Source organism: Hymenobacter glaciei (assembly GCF_039539585.1).
GTDB lineage: Bacteria > Bacteroidota > Bacteroidia > Cytophagales > Hymenobacteraceae > Hymenobacter > Hymenobacter glaciei.
Genome location: NZ_BAABDK010000022.1, coordinates 15,688 through 32,992 on the forward strand (window position 1 = coordinate 15,688; position 17,305 = coordinate 32,992).

17 protein-coding genes are annotated in these 17,305 nt (G+C 59.6%); 11 read left to right on the forward strand and 6 right to left on the reverse strand.

Features of this window, described 5'->3' with window-relative positions; translation table 11 throughout:
• Positions 1 to 15: 15 nt before the first annotated feature.
• Together pheT and ABD837_RS14185 are read right to left on the reverse strand one after the other, a co-directional pair.
• The gene (pheT, locus tag ABD837_RS14180) at positions 16 to 2,451 is read right to left on the reverse strand and encodes a phenylalanine--tRNA ligase subunit beta (RefSeq protein ID WP_345055714.1); all 2,436 of its coding nucleotides are present in this window, start codon (positions 2,449 to 2,451) and stop codon (positions 16 to 18) included.
• 251 nt (positions 2,452 to 2,702) lie between these two features.
• Positions 2,703 to 3,935 carry an NADP-dependent isocitrate dehydrogenase gene (locus ABD837_RS14185; RefSeq protein WP_345055718.1) on the reverse strand — a complete coding sequence of 411 codons (1,233 nt, stop codon included), beginning with the start codon at positions 3,933 to 3,935 and terminating at the stop codon, positions 2,703 to 2,705.
• A 350-nt stretch (positions 3,936 to 4,285) separates the two neighbouring features.
• Between ABD837_RS14185 and ABD837_RS14190 the strand changes: the two genes are divergently transcribed.
• Together ABD837_RS14190 and ABD837_RS14195 are read left to right on the forward strand one after the other, a co-directional pair.
• A complete protein-coding gene (locus tag ABD837_RS14190; protein WP_345055721.1) occupies positions 4,286 to 5,212 on the forward strand; it encodes a glycosyltransferase family 2 protein in 927 nt (308 codons plus the stop codon).
• Positions 5,209 to 6,723 (forward strand): ArnT family glycosyltransferase, encoded by a 1,515-nt coding sequence (locus ABD837_RS14195; protein ID WP_345055724.1) that lies wholly within the window; start codon positions 5,209 to 5,211, stop codon positions 6,721 to 6,723. Before ABD837_RS14190 ends, ABD837_RS14195 begins: the two co-directional genes overlap by 4 nt.
• A 76-nt stretch (positions 6,724 to 6,799) precedes the next feature.
• Here ABD837_RS14195 and ABD837_RS14200 read toward each other — a convergent pair whose 3' ends face one another.
• Complete coding sequence (locus ABD837_RS14200) at positions 6,800 to 7,411, reverse strand: DUF1684 domain-containing protein (RefSeq protein ID WP_345055727.1); 612 nt, start codon at positions 7,409 to 7,411, stop codon at positions 6,800 to 6,802.
• A 143-nt stretch (positions 7,412 to 7,554) separates the two neighbouring features.
• Positions 7,555 to 8,298 carry a RadC family protein gene (radC, locus tag ABD837_RS14205; protein ID WP_345055730.1) on the reverse strand — a complete coding sequence of 248 codons (744 nt, stop codon included), beginning with the start codon at positions 8,296 to 8,298 and terminating at the stop codon, positions 7,555 to 7,557.
• 136 nt (positions 8,299 to 8,434) lie between these two features.
• Here radC and ABD837_RS14210 point away from each other — a divergent pair, with 136 nt between their 5' ends.
• From ABD837_RS14210 to ABD837_RS14230, 5 genes are all read left to right on the forward strand, one after another.
• Positions 8,435 to 9,661, forward strand: a complete 1,227-nt coding sequence (locus tag ABD837_RS14210) for a metallophosphoesterase (protein ID WP_345055733.1) — start codon at positions 8,435 to 8,437, stop codon at positions 9,659 to 9,661.
• 102 nt (positions 9,662 to 9,763) lie between these two features.
• The gene (locus ABD837_RS14215) at positions 9,764 to 10,429 is read left to right on the forward strand and encodes a hypothetical protein (protein ID WP_345055736.1); all 666 of its coding nucleotides are present in this window, start codon (positions 9,764 to 9,766) and stop codon (positions 10,427 to 10,429) included.
• Positions 10,430 to 10,581: 152 nt separating this feature from the next.
• A complete protein-coding gene (locus ABD837_RS14220; RefSeq protein WP_345055738.1) occupies positions 10,582 to 11,232 on the forward strand; it encodes a carboxypeptidase-like regulatory domain-containing protein in 651 nt (216 codons plus the stop codon).
• Positions 11,233 to 11,371: 139 nt separating this feature from the next.
• Positions 11,372 to 12,358 (forward strand): UV DNA damage repair endonuclease UvsE, encoded by a 987-nt coding sequence (gene uvsE, locus ABD837_RS14225; protein ID WP_345055740.1) that lies wholly within the window; start codon positions 11,372 to 11,374, stop codon positions 12,356 to 12,358.
• 51 nt (positions 12,359 to 12,409) lie between these two features.
• Positions 12,410 to 12,763, forward strand: coding sequence for a hypothetical protein (locus ABD837_RS14230; protein WP_345055742.1), 354 nt, complete (start codon positions 12,410 to 12,412; stop codon positions 12,761 to 12,763).
• An 84-nt stretch (positions 12,764 to 12,847) separates the two neighbouring features.
• Here the strand turns inward: ABD837_RS14230 and ABD837_RS14235 are convergent, their stop codons facing one another.
• A complete protein-coding gene (locus ABD837_RS14235) occupies positions 12,848 to 13,228 on the reverse strand; it encodes a hypothetical protein (protein WP_345055744.1) in 381 nt (126 codons plus the stop codon).
• A gap of 87 nt (positions 13,229 to 13,315) precedes the next feature.
• A complete protein-coding gene (locus tag ABD837_RS14240) occupies positions 13,316 to 13,702 on the reverse strand; it encodes a hypothetical protein (protein WP_345055746.1) in 387 nt (128 codons plus the stop codon).
• Between the two features lie 284 nt (positions 13,703 to 13,986).
• On the opposite strand from ABD837_RS14240, the gene ABD837_RS14245 reads away from it, so the two are divergent.
• The 4 genes from ABD837_RS14245 (at position 13,987) to ABD837_RS14260 (ending at position 17,160) form a co-directional block, all read left to right on the forward strand.
• Positions 13,987 to 14,526, forward strand: a complete 540-nt coding sequence (locus ABD837_RS14245; protein WP_345055748.1) for an RNA polymerase sigma factor — start codon at positions 13,987 to 13,989, stop codon at positions 14,524 to 14,526.
• A 133-nt stretch (positions 14,527 to 14,659) separates the two neighbouring features.
• Positions 14,660 to 15,529 (forward strand): HEAT repeat domain-containing protein, encoded by an 870-nt coding sequence (locus ABD837_RS14250; RefSeq protein WP_345055750.1) that lies wholly within the window; start codon positions 14,660 to 14,662, stop codon positions 15,527 to 15,529.
• An 87-nt stretch (positions 15,530 to 15,616) separates the two neighbouring features.
• Positions 15,617 to 16,387 carry a DUF4097 family beta strand repeat-containing protein gene (locus ABD837_RS14255; RefSeq protein ID WP_345055752.1) on the forward strand — a complete coding sequence of 257 codons (771 nt, stop codon included), beginning with the start codon at positions 15,617 to 15,619 and terminating at the stop codon, positions 16,385 to 16,387.
• A 74-nt stretch (positions 16,388 to 16,461) separates the two neighbouring features.
• Positions 16,462 to 17,160, forward strand: a complete 699-nt coding sequence (locus ABD837_RS14260) for a DUF4097 family beta strand repeat-containing protein (RefSeq protein ID WP_345055754.1) — start codon at positions 16,462 to 16,464, stop codon at positions 17,158 to 17,160.
• The last annotated feature ends 145 nt before the right edge of the window (positions 17,161 to 17,305 follow it).

A 17,305-nucleotide genomic window follows, 5' to 3' on the forward strand; every position in this document is an offset into this window, starting at 1 on the left:
TCCGCAATAAAAAGCCTACTTACGAATAAGTGCGCCGGCCTGCTTCTCGAATTGCTGAATCAGCTTCTGCATCACCTGGTCGATGGCCTGCTCACTGAGCGTCTGGCTGAAATCCTGCAGGGTGAAACTTACGGAGTATGATTTTTTGCCCGCGCCCAGGTTCTCGCCGGCGTACACGTCGAACACGTTGATGCTTTGCAACAGCTTCTTCTCGGTGCGGCGGGCAATCTGCTGAAGCTGGTCAAACGTCACGGTCGAGTCCACCACGATGCTCAAGTCGCGGCGTACTTCCGGGAATTTTGAGAGTTCGCGGGCCACCAGTGTGGGCTTGTATTTCTTGCTCAGCGCGTCCCAATCCAATTCCGCGTACCACACTGGCTGTGTCACATCGAGCCGCTTCAGCACCGAGGCTGCCACTGCCCCGAGCTGCGCCACCGGTTGGTTGTGCACGAGTAGCGCGAGGCCGCCCGCCAGGTACTCGTGCTGTACTGGCTGCGAAGCCGCGCCGCCGAAGCCCAAAGCCGCCAGCACCTGCTGCACCGCGCCGGCCAAATCGTGGAACGCGGCCTTCTCCGACTTTTGCTGCCAGGTTTCGCCGTCAGCATTGCCCGTCAGGTACAGCACCAGCTTGTTCTTCTCCAGGTACTTGCCGTTCTCGTTTTGCGAATAGGTTTTGCCGAACTCATACAGCTTCAAGTCGCGCTGGCGGCGGTTGATGTTGTGCCGGATGGTCTCCAAGCCCGAGTGCAGCATCGTGGGCCGCATCACGTTTAACTCAACACTGTTGTAATTGAGAATGCGCACCAGGGCATTGTTCGCCTCACCCTCTTTCTCGAAATACAGGGAGTTGGTGAGCGAGTTGGTCAGAATCTCCGAATAGCCCTGCCCGCTGAGCAGCGAGGCGATTTTCACGCGCGTTACTTCCGGGTCGGGATTCGGGAATTTGGCCAGGAAGGAAGCCGAGTTGTTGGGCCGCAGGGCCACATTGTTGTAGCCGTAGATGCGCAGGATTTCCTCAATCACGTCGGCTTCGCGGGTTACGTCCACTTTGTGGGGCGGCACGGTCAGCGTCCAGGTATCCTGGTCGCCAGCGTCGGGATTTGCTTCGGTGATTTCGATGTCCAAGTCCGTCAAAATCTGACGGATGCGCTCGGGCGCGATGTATTGGCCTACCAACCGCTCCACGCGGGGTAGGCGCAGGCGCACGGTGGCCGGCTGTACGGGTGCAGGGTACTCGTCTACAATAGGCGCAGCCACGGTAGCTCCTGCTACTTCCTGGAGCAGCAGCGCCGCGCGCTTAAGGGCTACCAGCACCATATTCGGGTCGGTGCCGCGCTCGAAGCGGAACGAAGCATCGGTTTTTAGCTGATGCGTTTGGGAGGTGCGGCGCACCGCGGCCGGGCCAAAGTAGGCGCTTTCCAGGAACACGCGGCTGGTGCTTTCGCTCACGCCCGACGTTTTGCCGCCGAACACGCCCGCCAGCGCCATTGGCGCACCGTTGGCGTCGGCAATTACCAAGTCTTCGCCTTTCAGACTACGCTCAGTGCCATCCAGCGTCACGAACTTCTCGCCGGCTTCGGCGCGCTTTACGCGAATCTGGCCGCCAGTAATCTGGTCGGCATCGAAGGCGTGCAGGGGCTGGCCCAACTCGTGCAGCACGAAGTTGGTCACGTCCACCACGTTGTTGATGGGGCTCAGGCCAATGCTGCGCAGGCGGCGCTGCAGCCACTCCGGCGACGGTCCAACCTGCACATTCTCGAGTAGCAAACCAGCGTAGCGCGGGCTCGCCTCAACATCTTCAATGGTGACCTTGATGTTATTCGCAATCGACTCCGGCGCCGCGAAGCCGCTCACATCGGGCAAATGGCAGGGCTGGCGCAGCAGGGCGCGCAGCTCCCGGGCCACGCCGTAGTGCGAGGCGGCATCGGCCCGGTTGGGCGTGAGGCCAATTTCGTAGACTGTATCCGAGCCCAGGCCAAAGTAGTCGGCGGCGGGCGTGCCGTTGGGCAGCTCGGTGGTCAGCACCATAATGCCGGCGTGCGACTGGCCCAGGCCGATTTCGTCCTCGGCACAAATCATGCCCTCGGAGGCCGCCCCGCGGATTTTGCTTTTCTTGATTTTGAACGGTTCGCCCTGCACGGGGTGCAGCATGGCACCTTCCAGCGCCACCACTACACGCTGGCCGGCGGCCACGTTGGGCGCGCCGCACACAATCTGGCGGGGCGTGTCGTCGCCCACATCCACAGTAGTCAGGCTGAGCTTGTCGGCATCGGGGTGACGCTCGCAGGTGAGCACGGTGCCCAGCACCACGCCACGTAGCCCGCCGGGAATGCTCTCCAGCTCTTCGGCGCTTTCCACTTCCAGGCCCGAGCCGGTGAGCAGGGCGCCAATTTCGGCAGCAGGTTTATCGGTCGGAATGAGGGTTTTAAGCCAGTCGAGGGAAATGCGCATTGCTAGTTGTCGGTTATTAGTTGTCCGTTATCAGGCCGTTGACGACCGGACAAAGGTACGGCGGTGCCGAAAGACCAAATTGATGGGTTTTCGGAGTTTGGGGAAAGGACCTGAAAAAGCCCATCCGGCGGACCGAATGGGCTTTTTTGCCAGAACGATGTAGAGACGCGACCCTTCGCGTCTCCGCGTCTGAGCGGTGCGAGCGCCGAGACGCGAAGGGTCGCGTCTCTACAGACCTGTTAAACGAGCAATTACTTGCCCAGCTTCTTCTTCAAGTTCTCGTCCAGCGCTTCCAGGAATTCCTCAGTGTAGAGGTAGTCGCGGCCGTGCTCTACCTTGTTGCCGTGGATGCAGACGGCCAAATCCTTGGTCATTTTGCCGCTTTCTACGGTTTCAACGCAAACGGCTTCCAGCGCGTGGCAGAAGTCGATGAGCTCCTGGTTGCCGTCGAGCTTGCCGCGGAACTCCAAGCCACGCGTCCAGGCGAAGATACTGGCGATGGGGTTGGTCGAAGTCGGCTTGCCCTTTTGGTGCTCGCGGTAGTGGCGCGTCACGGTGCCGTGGGCGGCTTCTGCTTCCATCACGGTGCCGTCGGGCGTCACCAGCACGGAGGTCATCAGGCCGAGCGAGCCGAAACCCTGGGCCACGGTGTCGCTCTGCACGTCGCCGTCGTAGTTTTTGCAGGCCCACACGAAGTTGCCGTTCCATTTCAGGGCCGAGGCCACCATGTCGTCAATCAGACGGTGCTCGTAGGTGATGCCAGCTTCCTTGAACTTGGCCAGGTAATCGGCTTCGTAAATCTCCTGGAAGATGTCCTTGAAGCGGCCATCGTACTTCTTCAGGATGGTGTTTTTGGTGCTCAGGTACAGCGGCCAGCCTTTGCTCAGGGCTTGGTTGAAGCAGGCATGCGCGAAGCCACGAATCGACTCGTCGGTGTTGTACATGGCCAGCGCCACGCCGTCGCTCTTGAAGTTGTACACCTCGAACGACTGCGTTTCGCCGCCGTCTTCGGGCTGGAAGGTGATGGTGAGCTTGCCCTTGCCTTTGGTCACGAAGTCGGTGGCGCGGTACTGGTCGCCAAACGCGTGGCGGCCGATGCAAATCGGGCCCGTCCAGTTGGGCACGAGGCGGGGCACGTTGCTCATCACAATAGGCTCACGGAACACGGTGCCGTCCAGGATGTTGCGGATGGTGCCGTTGGGCGATTTCCACATCTGCTTCAGGCCGAACTCTACCACGCGCTCCTCGTCGGGGGTGATGGTGGCGCACTTGATGCCCACGCCGTACTGCTTGATGGCGTTGGCCGAATCAATAGTCACCTGGTCGTTGGTCTCGTCGCGGTGCTCGATGCCGAGGTCGTAGTACTTGATATCGAGCTCCAGGTAGGGCAGAATCAGTTTGTCCTTGATAAACTTCCAGATGATGCGCGTCATCTCATCGCCGTCGAGTTCTACTACCGGATTGGCTACTTTAATTTTAGACATTGCAATGGGTTTAGGGAGAAGGTGTTGCGACTCAGCATCGAAATAAACGAGGCTTTAGCGGGGGGTAAATATAAAAGCCAACGCCGGGCTTTGGTTTAGCTACTGTTAGGAGCCTTACCGCAAAGGCCTTGGGTATGCAAAAGGGGCACCTGCCTTCCGAGGTCCTATTGGCGGCGAGGCAACAGCCCACCCAGTGGCTCACAACCAGACCAGGAATCAAGGGAAGCAGAAAGCGGCTACAGGCACCAGCACGACGCCTGTGCGCACGAACTCCCAACGGGGAAGCAGCAAATATTTTACGGTAGTTTTGATGGCTTTATTGCCCGTCCGGCCGCATTCAATACTACCTTATGAAATTATCGGTTGTCATTCCCATCTACAACGAGGAAGCCAGCTTGCCGTCGCTGTACGCTAGGCTAACCAGCGTCGTGCAAGGCATGCAACTGCCCTACGAGCTGGTCTTCGTCAACGATGGCTCGATGGACCGGTCGTTTGCGCTGCTGCTGGACCTGGCCGCTGCCGATGAGCACGTGCGCTATATCGACCTGAGCCGCAATTTCGGCCACCAGATTGCCGTAAGCGCGGGGTTAGATGCCGTGAGCGGTAGCGCCGTGGTCATCATTGATGCCGACTTGCAGGACCCGCCCGAGCTCATTCCCGAGCTATACCAAAAAATGCAGGAGGGCTACGAAGTCGTGTACGCCAAGCGCCGCTCCCGGCAGGGCGAGAACGCGGCCAAAAAGCTCACCGCCCGGCTCTTCTATCGGCTGCTGACGCGGATAACGCACATTTCTATTCCTGTAGATACCGGCGACTTTCGCATCATCTCGCGCAAAGTGGTGGACGGCCTGAAGCGGATGCCCGAGCAGAATAAGTTTTTGCGGGGCCAGGTTTCCTGGATTGGTTACCGGCAAACCTTCGTCGAATACGACCGGGCCGAGCGGGCGGGCGGCGAAACCGGCTACACCTACCGCAAAATGATTCGCCTGGCGCTGGATGGCATCACCGCCTTTTCCGATGCGCCTCTGAAAGCGGCAACTCTGGGAGGTTTCGCCGTGTCGGGCATTGCCTTTTTGGTGATGCTGTACACCTTGTATTCCAAGTACATCACGCACGACTACGAGCCCGGCTGGCCTTCGCTCATGATTAGTATCCTGTTTCTGGGCGGGGTGCAGCTCATCTCGGTCGGCATTATCGGCGAATACATTGCCCGACTGTCGGTCAACGTTCGGAACCGGCCTTTGTACATGGTTGCCCAAACCAATATTCCCTCTTGAAAAAGCCTGTTCAGGATTTGCTCCGGCCCTGGGTGCTGGCGCAGTGGTGGTGGCTGGCTCTGGTGCCGGTGGCGTGGTTCAGTTTATTCTGGCGGCTGGGAGCGCAGCCTTTGCAAAACTGGGATGAAGCGCGCTTGGCAGTGAATGCCGCAGAAATGCTTCGGCGCCACGACTGGCTGGTGACGCACTACCGCGGCCAGCCCGATTTATGGAACACGAAGCCCCCCTTGCTCATCTGGCTGCAAGCGCTGAGCCTGAATGCCTTCGGCTATTCGGAGTGGGCCTTCCGTTTGCCCACCGCTTTGGCCGCGCTGGCGCTCACGGGGCTGGTGGCGGCGTTTGCCCGGCGGTGGTTGGGCGGGCCGCTGGCCGGCTTGCTGGCCGGCCTGGCCTTGCTAACCAGTAAAGGATTTGTAACGCAGCACGTGGCCCGCTCCGGCGATTACGAGGCGCTGCTGCTGCTCTTCACCACGGCCCAACTGCTGGCAGGCTTTGCCTGGCTCCAGACGCGCCGACCCGGCTACGTGGTGCTGCTGGGCATAGCCGTGGGTCTGGCGGTGCTCACCAAGAGTGTCGCGGGCCTATTCCTGCTGCCGGGCCTCGCCATCGAGATTACCCGGCGCGGCCGGTTGCTGCCGCTGCTGCGGCTGCCCGCTACCTGGCTGGCCGTCGGGCTGGCGCTCGGTATTCCGGCCCTGTGGTACGGTCTGCGCGAACACGTCGCCCCGGGCTACCTGCACGCCGTGTGGGAAAATGAACTCGGAGGCCGCATGCTGGGCAGTCTGGAGCAGCATGCGTCTCCCTGGTACTGGTACCTCACCAGCTTCGTCACGCAGCAGTTTCTGCTCTGGACGCCCTGGGTGCTACTCTCATGCTGGGCGTTGGCGCGTCGGCCGTTTCGGCGGCCAGCCCACCGCTTCCTGACGGCTGCCCTGTGGTCGAGTGGCATCTTTATGCTGGTCATCAGCGCGGCGAGTACCAAGCTGGCCTGGTACGATGCGCCGCTGTACCCCTTGCTGGCGCTGGTAATCGGAGGTGGGCTCACGGTGCTGGCCCGGCGGGTAGCGGCCAGGCACGTAGCCGCTGCGGCAACCTGGCGCAGCCTGTTTTTGGTAGCACTGGCCGTGGTTCCTTCGCTAATTGCCGTGCAGCGCCGCCTGGGCAAAGAACATAGCCGGCGTTATGAAGAAGCCGCGTTGACCTACGGGCGGTTTTTGCACGATGCTAACGCCACAGCCGGTGGCAATAGCCACTTCATTGCCTTGCACCACAGCATCTCACCTTCGACGCAGACCTACAACGCGCCACTTGAGTTTTACGCCCTGGCCTTCGAGCACGACCACCCGGGCAACACCATGGAAGTGCGTTATGCGCCCGCCCAGTTGCCTGTCGGGCACGTCGTGCTGGTGTGCGGTGCGGCCGCGCAACAGCTGCTTGCTGCACACTACCGCACGCGCACCTTATATGCTGCCGACTCTTGCCAAACAGTGCAGGTGCTGGCCCCGCGTTAGGGATTATGAATGTCCCTGCCAAAAAGCTGGCACCGTGTTTCGTGGCCATTTGTAAAGGGTTCGAATCGGCTTCAGCTTAGTCGTGAAACGACTTCTCGCCCGCCGCTATGGTTACTTTGAGGCGGTTATCGGCTGGCGGTACCGGGCAGCTGTACGCGTTGTTGTAGGCGCAGTAGGGGTTGTAGGCGCGGTTAAAATCCAGTTGTACTTCCGACTCGTTTAGCTTGGGAATGGGGGCGTCGAGGTAGCGGCCACCGCCGTAGGTTTCGTGCCCGTTGGTGAGGTCGGTGAACGGAATAAACAGGGTTGAGTCGCGGCCGTTGGCTTTCAGATAAAGCTGCAGTTGCTGCGGCGCGTTATCAATGTTGAATTTGACTGAGCCCCATTTCAGGTATTTTTCGGCTTTGTTGTCGGTCGTTTGCAGCAGGGTGGTGTCAGGGTTTTTGTTGCGGGAAATATCGGCGTGCGGAATAAAGGCCTGGTCGCCGGGGTAATATTTTAGGCTATCGAATTGCGCCTTTTGCGCGGTTTCAAGGGGCGATTCCTCGCTTTGCCGGAAAGACTGGTTTTTATCGCGGCGGAATTTATTAAGCTGTGCCAAATAAGCGCTGGCACTGGGTTTGGAATCGCTGAGCGAGTAATAGATAATGCCAATTATCGCAACAGCGAGGGCTATTTTTTTAATCATTAAGTTGTGTGTAAATTAAATTTAGAACTTCATGCTGAGCGCAGCCAAAGCATCTTGCTTCTTCGTTTATTAATTGAATTAGTAGTGGCACGCGAGATGCTTCGGCTCCGCTCAGCATGACGTTTCAACGGCACACATAAGAATTACAGCATCCCCTCATCGGCAAAGCTGTAATAGCTCGACTCAGTAAAAATGAGGTGGTCTAAAATCGGCAAGTCCAGAAAATTGCCGGCCTCCTTTAACTTCTTGGTGAGCTGAATATCGGCCGCGCTGGGGTTGCGGTTGCCGCTGGGGTGGTTGTGCACCAAAATAATGCTGCTGGCCAGCTGCTCCAGTGCTTCCTTGAAAATCATTTTCGGGTCGGCCACGGTGCCGGCCACGCCGCCGCGGCTGATGGCAGTTTTGCGCATCACTACATTGGCCCGATTCAGGAGGATAACCCAGAATTCTTCGTGCGGTAAATCCATCAAATCAGGGCGAATCAAATTATAGATGTCGCGTGAGTTGGTGATGGTGGTGCGTGGCGCAGCGTCGGCTTCCTTGCGGCGGCGGCCCAGCTCCAGCGCAGCCACCACGGTAATTGCCTTGGCCTCGCCGATGCCGGGATGGCGGCAAAGCTGCTTCACGCTTTCGCGGGCCAGGGCGTTGAGGTCGTTGCCGACACCTTGCAGCATGAGCTTGCCCACATCTACAGCCGTGAGCTTGGTGGTGCCTGAGCCGATGAGAATGGCCAGCAGCTCGGCATCGGAAAGCGCGGCGCGGCCTTTGGCCAACAGCTTTTCGCGGGGGCGGTCGTCTTCGGCCCAGCTCTTAATGCCGGTGGTAGCGGGAGTAGGGTAGGAGGGTTGCGGGGCGTCGGGTTTGGGCAGCAGGCCAGGGTTTTCCATGCAGGGCAGCGGTGGTAGACGTAAAAAGTGCATTAAATGTAAAGCAAAAGGTGCTCGGGTGCGTTTAAGCTTCGCAGCCGCCAGCGCACCAATGCGCGGTGGTCTTATCCGCTTCTGGTTCGATATGCGAAATCCGATGGTTTTATGGTTGGTGCTGGCCGCGATTGTGCTGGCCGAATATTATGGGTATCAGGCCGTGCGCACGGCCACGCAGCATTGGGCACCCGGCGCGCGGCGCGGGGTAGCGGCAGGGTACTGGGTGCTCACGGTGGTCGTATGGGGCGTGGCCTTTTGGGCCGGCAATACCCGCCAGACCGGTAATACCGTTCTCAAAAGCTACCTCATGAGCCTGCCGCTGCTGTTGCTGGCCGGCAAACTGTTCATGCTACTGCCGCTGCTCCTCGAGGACCTGGTGCGCCTGGGCCGCTGGGCCGTAGGCAATAGCACCCGGCCCAGCGGCACCGAAGCCGTGGCCATTCCGCGCAGCGAGTTTCTGGCCAAATTTGCGCTGGTGCTGGGTGCTATTCCGGCTGTAGGGTTGCTCTGGGGCATGCTCAAGGGCGGCACCGACTACACCGTGCGGCGCGTCACGCTGAAATTTCCCAACCTGCCACCGGCCTTCGATGGCTTCAAAGTGCTGCAGATTTCGGACCTGCACACCGGCAGTTTCAACTCGACTGAGCCGCTGCAACGCGCCGTGGCCATGATAAACCAACAGGGCGCGGATTTGATTCTGATGACCGGCGACCTGGTGAACAACCGCGCTACCGAGGTCGAGCCGCATATTCCGGCCCTGCAGGGCATCAAGTCGGAGCTGCCCATTTTCTCCAGCCTCGGCAACCACGACTACGGCGACTACGTGGCCTGGGAAAACCCCGCCGCCAAGCGCGCCAACTTGGAGCGGCTGATGCAGAACCACGCCAAAATCGGCTGGACGCTGCTCAACGACACCAGCCACACCATCGAGCGCAACGGCGACAAAATCTCGGTGCTCGGGGTGCAGAATTGGAGCAGCCACGCCAACTTCCCCAAGCACGGCAACCTGCCACAGGCCCACGCCGCCAGCGGCGACGCCCCCTTCAAAGTTCTACTCTCGCACGACCCTTCGCACTGGGAGGCGCAGGTGCTCAAGTACCCCGACATCGACCTGACACTGAGCGGGCACACCCACGGCATGCAGTTTGGCGTGAACCTGCCCTTCATGAAATGGAGCCCCGTGCAGTACGTGTATAAGCAGTGGGCCGGCCTGTACGAGCAGGGCCGCCAGAAGCTGTACGTGAACGTGGGCCTGGGCTTTTTGGGCTACCCGGGCCGCGTGGGTTTCCTGCCCGAAATCACCGTGTTCGAACTGCGGCGTGCCTAAAAATCAGGCGGCGCTATATGGTTGAGGTAACATCTTTCGGAAGGTTGCCGTAAAGCGCCCCCAAACCCGTTTGGGTTGTTTGTATCACCCCCTCCCTAAGTCATGAAAAATTCCCTGTTGATTCTCGCTGGCGCTGCTGCGCTGTCCCTGGCTTCCTGCTCGCAGGAAAAAACCACTGAGGTAGCCACGACCGATGGCGCTGCTGGCACCACCACCACGACTACTACAACCACTACTAGCGCCCCAATGTCGGAGGCTGACATTCAGGCCCGCGCCCAGCGCATTGCCGATAAAATGGCGGCTAACATGAAAATCACGGACGAGGCGATGAAAACCAAAATTCGCACCGTGTACGTGAACCGTTACAACCGCATGAACGAAATGCGCACCAAGTACGGCACCGACACCACCGGCATGGCAGTTGCCATGCGCGAGTCGAACATGAGCACCGATACCGAGTTCAAAACGGTATTCACCGACCCCACCCAGTACCAGGCCTACGAGTCGAGCCGCACCACGTACTACGACGAAGACAACGCGCCGATGGATAACATGTCGTCGGACATGAGCAACTCTTCCTCGGACATGAGCAACTCTTCTTCGGACATGAGCGGCAGCAAGATGTCGGCTGACGGTGGCAAAATGAAGGTGAAAGCCGATGGCGACATCAAAATCAAAGACGCCGATGGCAACAAAATGAAAATCGACGGCGACGACGGGACGATTAAATCGAAGCCTGCTGAAGGCGAAAAAACCAAAATCAAATAGTGCCAGGCTACTTCGGTAGCCCCACTTTTAGCCCGCGCCTGCAACGGCGCGGGCTTTTTTTGGCTCAGGGGGTTGCTACTTTGTGGTAGAGTTGAGTTGCTTTTCGAATGAAGCCTGAGGTATTGCGTTGTGTAGGTGCGATTTGGTCTAAAATGGGCCAGGCTCTGGGGCCATTGGCGGTGCTGTGCCTGCTGGCCGGAACCGCCTGGGGCCAGCCCGAGCCCGTGCGGGTGAGCGGCAGCGTGGCCGAGGCCCGCACGCGCCTGCCCGTGCCGGGCGCTACGGTGCAGGTGCAGCGCACCCGGCGCGGCGTCGTCACGAGCACCACTGGCGAATTCAGCATTGATGCGCTGCCGACCGACACGGTTTTGTTTCGGGCGCTGGGCTTCAAAACGCAGCGGCTGCCACTGGGCGGCACGGGCCTCACGCAACTCGTCGTGCGGATTCAGCTGGTGCGCGACAGCGTGCGCCTGGGCAATGTGCAGGTGGTGAGCGACCGGCCCGACCGCGCCATTATCAACCGGGCACTGCGCAACATCAAGCGGCCCGCCCCGCCGGTAGTAAGCGGCGCCAAGCGCCCGCCCAAACCCAAACCGCTGTTTGCCGTCGACTCCACCGCGCCCAAGGCCCCCATCCCTACCATTGCCAGTCCCGTAAGCTTCATCTACGACCAGTTGTCGCGCGAGGGCAAGCAGCGCCGCAAAATGGAGGAAATCGAAGCCGAGCAGAAAGCCGCCAAGGTTCGCAAGGCACGGGCCGAATACAACAAGGCGTTTCGGGATAACCGCGGCTACGAACCGTAAACGCAGTTTTTAGTTGTTAGCCATTAGTTGTCGGTCGTTAGTGAGCAACCGCCAGTTATCAGAGAATAACAACTGACAACTGCTAATTGACAACTACTCCCTGATAACTGTTCATTGTTTATCCGCGTAAGCCCGGAGTATGAAAATCGGATATCCCTGTGTGAATGCAGCCATGGACTGCAGCTCCAGCACGACCTTCCGCCTGGCTTCGTATTCTGATGAGCGGGTGGCCACGGCCGTGGCCGACAACGTGGCCTGCCTGCGCCGCATGCTGGAATGGAACGTGGCCCATGGCCTGCTCTTTTTCCGGATTGGGTCCAGCATTGTGCCCTTTGGTTCGCACCCGGTGAACACCTTTCCGTGGCAAACGCATTTCGCGGCAGAGTTTCGGGCCATTGGCGACTACATCAAGGCCAATAACCTGCGGGTGAGCTTCCACCCCGACCAGTTCGTGGTGCTGAACTCGCCCAGTGCCGACATTGTGCAACGCAGCATTCAGGAGCTGGTGTATCAGGGCTCGATGCTGGATTTGATGGGGCTGGATGGCACGGCCAAGCTGCAGATTCACGTGGGCGGGCTGTATGGCGACCGGGAACTGGCCATCAGCCGGTTTGCGCAGGTGTATGCTACACTGCCCGTTGCCGTGCAGGCCCGCCTGGTGGTGGAAAACGACGACCGGCTGTTCTCGTTGCGCGACTGCTTGGAGGTGCACGAACTCACGGGCGTGCCCATTCTCTTCGACAACTTCCACCACGAGTGCCTCAACCACGGCGAGCCCATGCCCGAGGCCCTGCGCCTGGCCGCCGGCACCTGGGACCCCGTGGCCGACGGCGTGCCCATGATGGACTACAGCTCGCAGGCCCTGGGCGAGCGCAAAGGCAAGCACACCGATGACCTCGTGGACGACCTGTTCGCCGCTTTTCTGGATAACCTGCACGGACTGGATTTTGACATCATGCTCGAAATCAAAAACAAGGAGGCCAGTGCCCTGCGCGCCGTTGCCCAATTGCGCGGGCGTGGCCTAAGCCCTGCGGCTCCCAACGTTCCCAGCCCGCCCCTAACGCTGCCCGCCGACCCCAATGCGCCTGCCAAAGCCAAGCGGCCCAAGCAAGCAGCAAAAACGTAGCAACCGCTCGCTGCTTTCTTACCTACTCACCTCACTTTTTCATTGCCTCTCATGTCCTCCGACCACCTTCTCGCCACCGTCAGCGCCCTCAAAAATGGCCTCACCAGCCTGCCCCTGGGCTCGGCCATGGACAACACCGAAACCTGGCAGCAGCAGTTTCTGCAAAGCGGCCTGCCCGGTCTGCAAGACATTGCCCGCGAAATCGGTAACCTGCAGTCGCTGCTCACGGGCGGCGTGCTAAGCGCCCGCGCCATTGGCAACTCGCTCAGCATGCTCGGCGACCAAACCAGCCAGGCCAGCGCCCAAGCCCCCGCCGACATCAAAAAGCCTCTCCTGGAGCTGGCCGACCTATTGCGCCGCCACGGCAGCGACCTGCTGGCTCACGCCGAAAAATCGAAGAAATAGCTCGATAGTACGGCATTGCCGTAACGCAAACAGGCGCTTGCCCCATGGGGTAAGCGCCTGTTTGCGTTACGGCAAAAGTGGTTGCTAGTTAGGCCGCACGTTGCTGCTGTTGCTCTTGCGCGAGCGGCTGGGCACGATGTCAGTGGATTGGCGCGGCCGGCGGTCGCGGATTATGGGCTGCTCGCGCACGTCGGGCACGGTGTTGGGCGACGTTTCGGGCGTGGCCGCCGGCGAAAAACCCCGGTCATCGAGCTGGCGGCTGGGCTGCGCGTCGCGGTTGGTGGGCGTACGCTGCACATCGGGTGGGCCCTGAATGGTGCTTTGGTTGAGGGCCGGGTTTACGGGCGGAATGGTGGTCTGGCCCTGGCTGCCCCCGCGCACGGGAGCTGTAGGGTCGAACGGAATGGTTTGAGCCTGGGCAGTGGCGGCGAAGAGCAGCCCGGCGAGGAGCAGGGAATAGTTCATGGCAGGGAAAGTAAGGGGAATAAAAAAGCCGGCCGCTTCAGAGTAAACAGCCGGCTTGCTATTTATACGCATTTGAGCGACAAATAGTTAGTTCATAGGCTTTGCTTTCGTTTTGCTTTTGCCTTTGGTCATATTGCCTTTGGTTTTCGTGCGGCGGTCGGTCGAGCTACTGCGGGTACGCATGGTGCCATCGGTGCTTTGCATGGTTCCGTCGCGCATCGTGCCGTCGCGCATTGTACCGTCGGTATTGCGCATCGTGCCGGTGCCGTTAGTGGTGCCAGGAGTGGTCTGCATCGTGCCGGTACCAGGATTAGTCTGCATTGTACCGGTGCCGTTGGTGGTGCCGGGAGTGGTCTGCATTGTGCCGCCATTGGTAGGGGGCGTTTGCATGTTGCCCGGGGTGGTTTGGGCAAAAGCGGCAGTATTTAGGCCAATAGCGAATGCAAGGGCGAGAGTGGTTTTGAAAGTTTTCATGAGAGTGAAGAAGAAAGGAAAGGGGTAAGATGGGCGTGGCCAAAAAGCCATTACGTAAGAGCATTGTACGCAAGCAAGCAGGAGCGAAGCCACAGAAAGCCGAAATTTTATTTTAATAAATGATTTAAGCTCAGCTGTTTAACTATTGATAAGCGCTAGAATTAGATACTTGATTCTACTGTGAAAAAGCTGCTTTGCGACCTTGCGAAAAAATATTCGGCAGCCGCTGTAACGATTGGTGACCCGCCGGGTACTCCCTGCATTCCAACCCCTAATCCCCTCCCGTGGAGCCCACGAGCGACGAAGCATTAATGACGGCCGTGCGGGCCGACAATCTCGACCAGCTGGTTCCGCTGTTCGAGCGCTACCACGGGCCCTTGTTCAATTACCTCACCCGCCTCACCAACGACCGCGAAACCGGCGAAGACCTGACTCAAACCGTGTTCGAGCGCATTCTGAAGTACCGCAGCAGCTACCAGCCCTCCCAGCCCTTCAAAGCCTGGGTGTACCAGATGGCCCGCAACGTGCACGCTGACCACTGGCACCGCCTGCAAAAACAGCGCACCGACGATGTGGACGAAGTAGAGCGCACCGGCGGCCTACGCATCGCGGCCTTCAGCCAGCAACGCACCAGCAGCAGCCACGACGACTTGCACGAAGCCCTCGGCTTACTGCCCGCCCCGCAGCGCGAGATTCTGGTGCTGCACCGCTTCCAGGGTTTCAGCTACGACGAAATCGGCCAGTTGCTGAGTTGCACCGCCGAAGCCGCCCGCGTGAAAGCCCACCGCGCCTTGCAGGCACTGCGCAAAATTTATTTCGCCTAAATAAATAACGGGTTTCTATTAGTTGATAATTAAAAATAAGCCAATTATAAATTTAAAAATAAGCTTAATACACACCGCTAATTACTATTCCATTCTCAATAACTGCTGTTAACTACCCGCTATTAACCAACCCATGAAGACGACCGAATTTTCTGCCTGTTCCGACCTAGAAGCCCTGCTGCCGGCTTACGCCGAGGGCGGACTACTGCCTGCCGAAACCGAGCAGGTTGCTACCCACCTGCCGGGCTGCCCGGCCTGCCAGCAACAGCTACGCGAGTTGCGCGCCCTATCGGCCGACCTCGACGCGGCTTTGCCCGAAGTACCCGGTACGGCCCTCCGCGCCAGTTTCATGGCCATGCTTGAGGAGCAAAAGCAGCAACTGAAATCGGAAATACTTGCTGCGCCGGCTTCTGTGACCGCGCCGCTGGCAGAGCTGACCACGGCGAAAGTCGTTTTGATGTGGCCCACGGCGCTGGCCAGCAACTGGGTGCGCATCGCGGCTAGCATTGTGCTGGTAGCGGCCGGCGTTTTTCTGGGCCGGCAGCTGCCCTGGGCTGGCCAGACTGGTAATACGGTAGCCACTACTCCAACCAGCCAGCCTGCCCCCGCCACCCTGGCGGCGGCCCTGAGCGGCGACAGCGGCCACGCCATCTCGGCCAGCAACCGCATTGCCCTGGTAACCAATTCTACCAAAACCAGCACGCCCGACGATGCCACGGTGCAGGTGCTGCTCAACACGCTCAACTTCGATGCCAACCCCAACGTGCGCTTAGCCGCCTGCGAAGCCCTCTACCGCCTGCGCGATGCCCCTGGCGTGCGCGAAGGCTTGGCCAACTCGCTCCCTGTTCAAACCGACCCGAACGTGCAGATTGCACTGATTGACATGGTGGTATCGCTGCGGGTGCACCGCGCCGTGCCCCAACTGCAGCGCCTCGCCAAGCGTCCCGATGCCCTGCCCGTGGTGCGGGCCCAGGCCGAGGCCGGCATTGGCAAACTGATTTAGCCTTCTTTTTCTCACCCGCCTGCGCTGGCGAAGCCGGCTCGCAGCGCATTGGCAGGACATCATTTCACATGCATCAATTTTTTACTCATGAATAAGCTCTTTTTATTGACGCTGACGGGCCTGCTGCTCGCGGTGCCGGGCTACGCCCAGGAATTTAAAACCCGCCTCACCAGCAAATCCCCGAAAATCATCATCGACATGCAGGGCAATAGCGTGGTGGTGGAAGGCACCGATGGCGACGAGCTCATCATCAAGGGCGACGGCTACGAAGAGCCGCCCAAGCGCGCCGACGGCCTGCGCCCCATGTACAACACGGCCGTCGACAACACCCGCATTGGGCTGGCTGTGGCGCAGGAAGGCAACGTGGTGCGCATTACGCGGGCCTCGCGCCGCTCAGCTAGCTACGTTATTCGGGTACCGCGCGCCTCGGCTGTGCAGTACAAGCAGGCTGGCTGGAACGGCAGCGGCGATGTGGCCGTGCGCGACGTGAGCGGCGACCTGGAAGTAAGCATGACCAGTGGCGACATCAAACTCACGAATGTGGCCGGCCCCGTGGTGGCCAACACCGTGAGCGGCGACGTAACGGTGCGCTTCACGCCCCTGCGGCAGGGTCCCAGCTCCATCTCGACCGTGAGCGGCGATGTGGATATCAGCCTGCCAACGGCTACCAAGGCCACCATGCACATGCGCTCCATTTCGGGCGAAGTCTACACCGATTTCGACATGAACCTGGGCAACAAGCAAAACGACATGCAGCACATCGGCGGCCAGGTCGTCGATGGTAGCATCAACGGTGGAGGTAATGCTTTGTCGCTCAAAACGGTGAGCGGCGACATCTTCGTTCGCAAGGCCAAATAAAGCGGTGGCTGGTGGCGTTGCGGCTTGCCACGCCCGCCGGCTCATTCTTTCACCTTCTTATTTCTGATTATCCCATGCACCGCTTACTCTTTCTGCTGCTCGCAATGGCAGTGGCCCGGCCGGCTGCTGCCCAGAAAATCATCGAAAAAACGGCCTCAGTAACGGCCGGTCAGCGCGTGTTTCTCGACCTGCGCCAGGCCACCAGCATCCGGGTGCGCACCGGCGCGGCGGGCCAGATGTCGCTAAAGGCCACCGTCAGCATCAACCAGAACCGCCTGAACGACGCCCTGCAGCTTACCGTGACTCCCGCCGCCGACCAGCTGCGCGTAACGGCCGATTTCGACAAGGAAATGCTGAAACAGGCCCAACCCGGCGACTGCGCCAGCTACGACGACCACGGCCGCGGCCACAACGTGTGGTACGGCCAGCAGGTGTGCGATGACATTGCCTACGAAATCACCCTGCCCGCCAACGTGGCCCTGCGCGTGTTCACTTACAGTGGCAACGTCGACATCGTGGGCTTCAGCAATGCCATCGAGGCCAAGTCGCTGAGCGGCTTTATCGACGTGAGCTGGCCCGCCACCAAAGGCGCGGAGCTGTCGCTGAAAACCCTGAACGGCGAAGTATACACCGACCAGGACATTGCCTTCAGCACCGCCTTGCGCCGCAACCCCGATTTCGGCTACTGGCTGCAAGGCACGCTGAAAGGCAGCGGCCCGGTAGTGAAGCTCGAATCCATCAGCAACGACGTGTATTTCCGCAAGCGGAAGTAACCAATCCAAAAAATGGGAGTTTCCACGCGAAATGGAGCCACACTGGCTGCCAGCTGGAATCTTGTTGCCTGATTAAAAATGGTTTGACGCAAAAAAAAACTGGCTTTTTAACGGCCGAAAAGCTGCGTCAAATTCCTGATACAAT

Bases quoted from the DNA above. Each gene is read 5' to 3' on its own strand.
- pheT (WP_345055714.1), bottom strand. From the start codon at position 2,451: ATGCGCATTTCCCTCGACTGGCTTAAAACCCTCATTCCGACCGATAAA.
- ABD837_RS14185 (WP_345055718.1), bottom strand. From the start codon at position 3,935: ATGTCTAAAATTAAAGTAGCCAATCCGGTAGTAGAACTCGACGGCGAT.
- ABD837_RS14190 (WP_345055721.1), top strand. From the start codon at position 4,286: ATGAAATTATCGGTTGTCATTCCCATCTACAACGAGGAAGCCAGCTTG.
- ABD837_RS14200 (WP_345055727.1), bottom strand. From the start codon at position 7,411: ATGATTAAAAAAATAGCCCTCGCTGTTGCGATAATTGGCATTATCTAT.
- radC (WP_345055730.1), bottom strand. From the start codon at position 8,298: ATGGAAAACCCTGGCCTGCTGCCCAAACCCGACGCCCCGCAACCCTCC.
- ABD837_RS14210 (WP_345055733.1), top strand. From the start codon at position 8,435: ATGGTTTTATGGTTGGTGCTGGCCGCGATTGTGCTGGCCGAATATTAT.
- ABD837_RS14215 (WP_345055736.1), top strand. From the start codon at position 9,764: ATGAAAAATTCCCTGTTGATTCTCGCTGGCGCTGCTGCGCTGTCCCTG.
- ABD837_RS14220 (WP_345055738.1), top strand. From the start codon at position 10,582: ATGGGCCAGGCTCTGGGGCCATTGGCGGTGCTGTGCCTGCTGGCCGGA.
- uvsE (WP_345055740.1), top strand. From the start codon at position 11,372: ATGAAAATCGGATATCCCTGTGTGAATGCAGCCATGGACTGCAGCTCC.
- ABD837_RS14230 (WP_345055742.1), top strand. From the start codon at position 12,410: ATGTCCTCCGACCACCTTCTCGCCACCGTCAGCGCCCTCAAAAATGGC.
- ABD837_RS14235 (WP_345055744.1), bottom strand. From the start codon at position 13,228: ATGAACTATTCCCTGCTCCTCGCCGGGCTGCTCTTCGCCGCCACTGCC.
- ABD837_RS14240 (WP_345055746.1), bottom strand. From the start codon at position 13,702: ATGAAAACTTTCAAAACCACTCTCGCCCTTGCATTCGCTATTGGCCTA.
- ABD837_RS14250 (WP_345055750.1), top strand. From the start codon at position 14,660: ATGAAGACGACCGAATTTTCTGCCTGTTCCGACCTAGAAGCCCTGCTG.
- ABD837_RS14255 (WP_345055752.1), top strand. From the start codon at position 15,617: ATGAATAAGCTCTTTTTATTGACGCTGACGGGCCTGCTGCTCGCGGTG.
- ABD837_RS14260 (WP_345055754.1), top strand. From the start codon at position 16,462: ATGCACCGCTTACTCTTTCTGCTGCTCGCAATGGCAGTGGCCCGGCCG.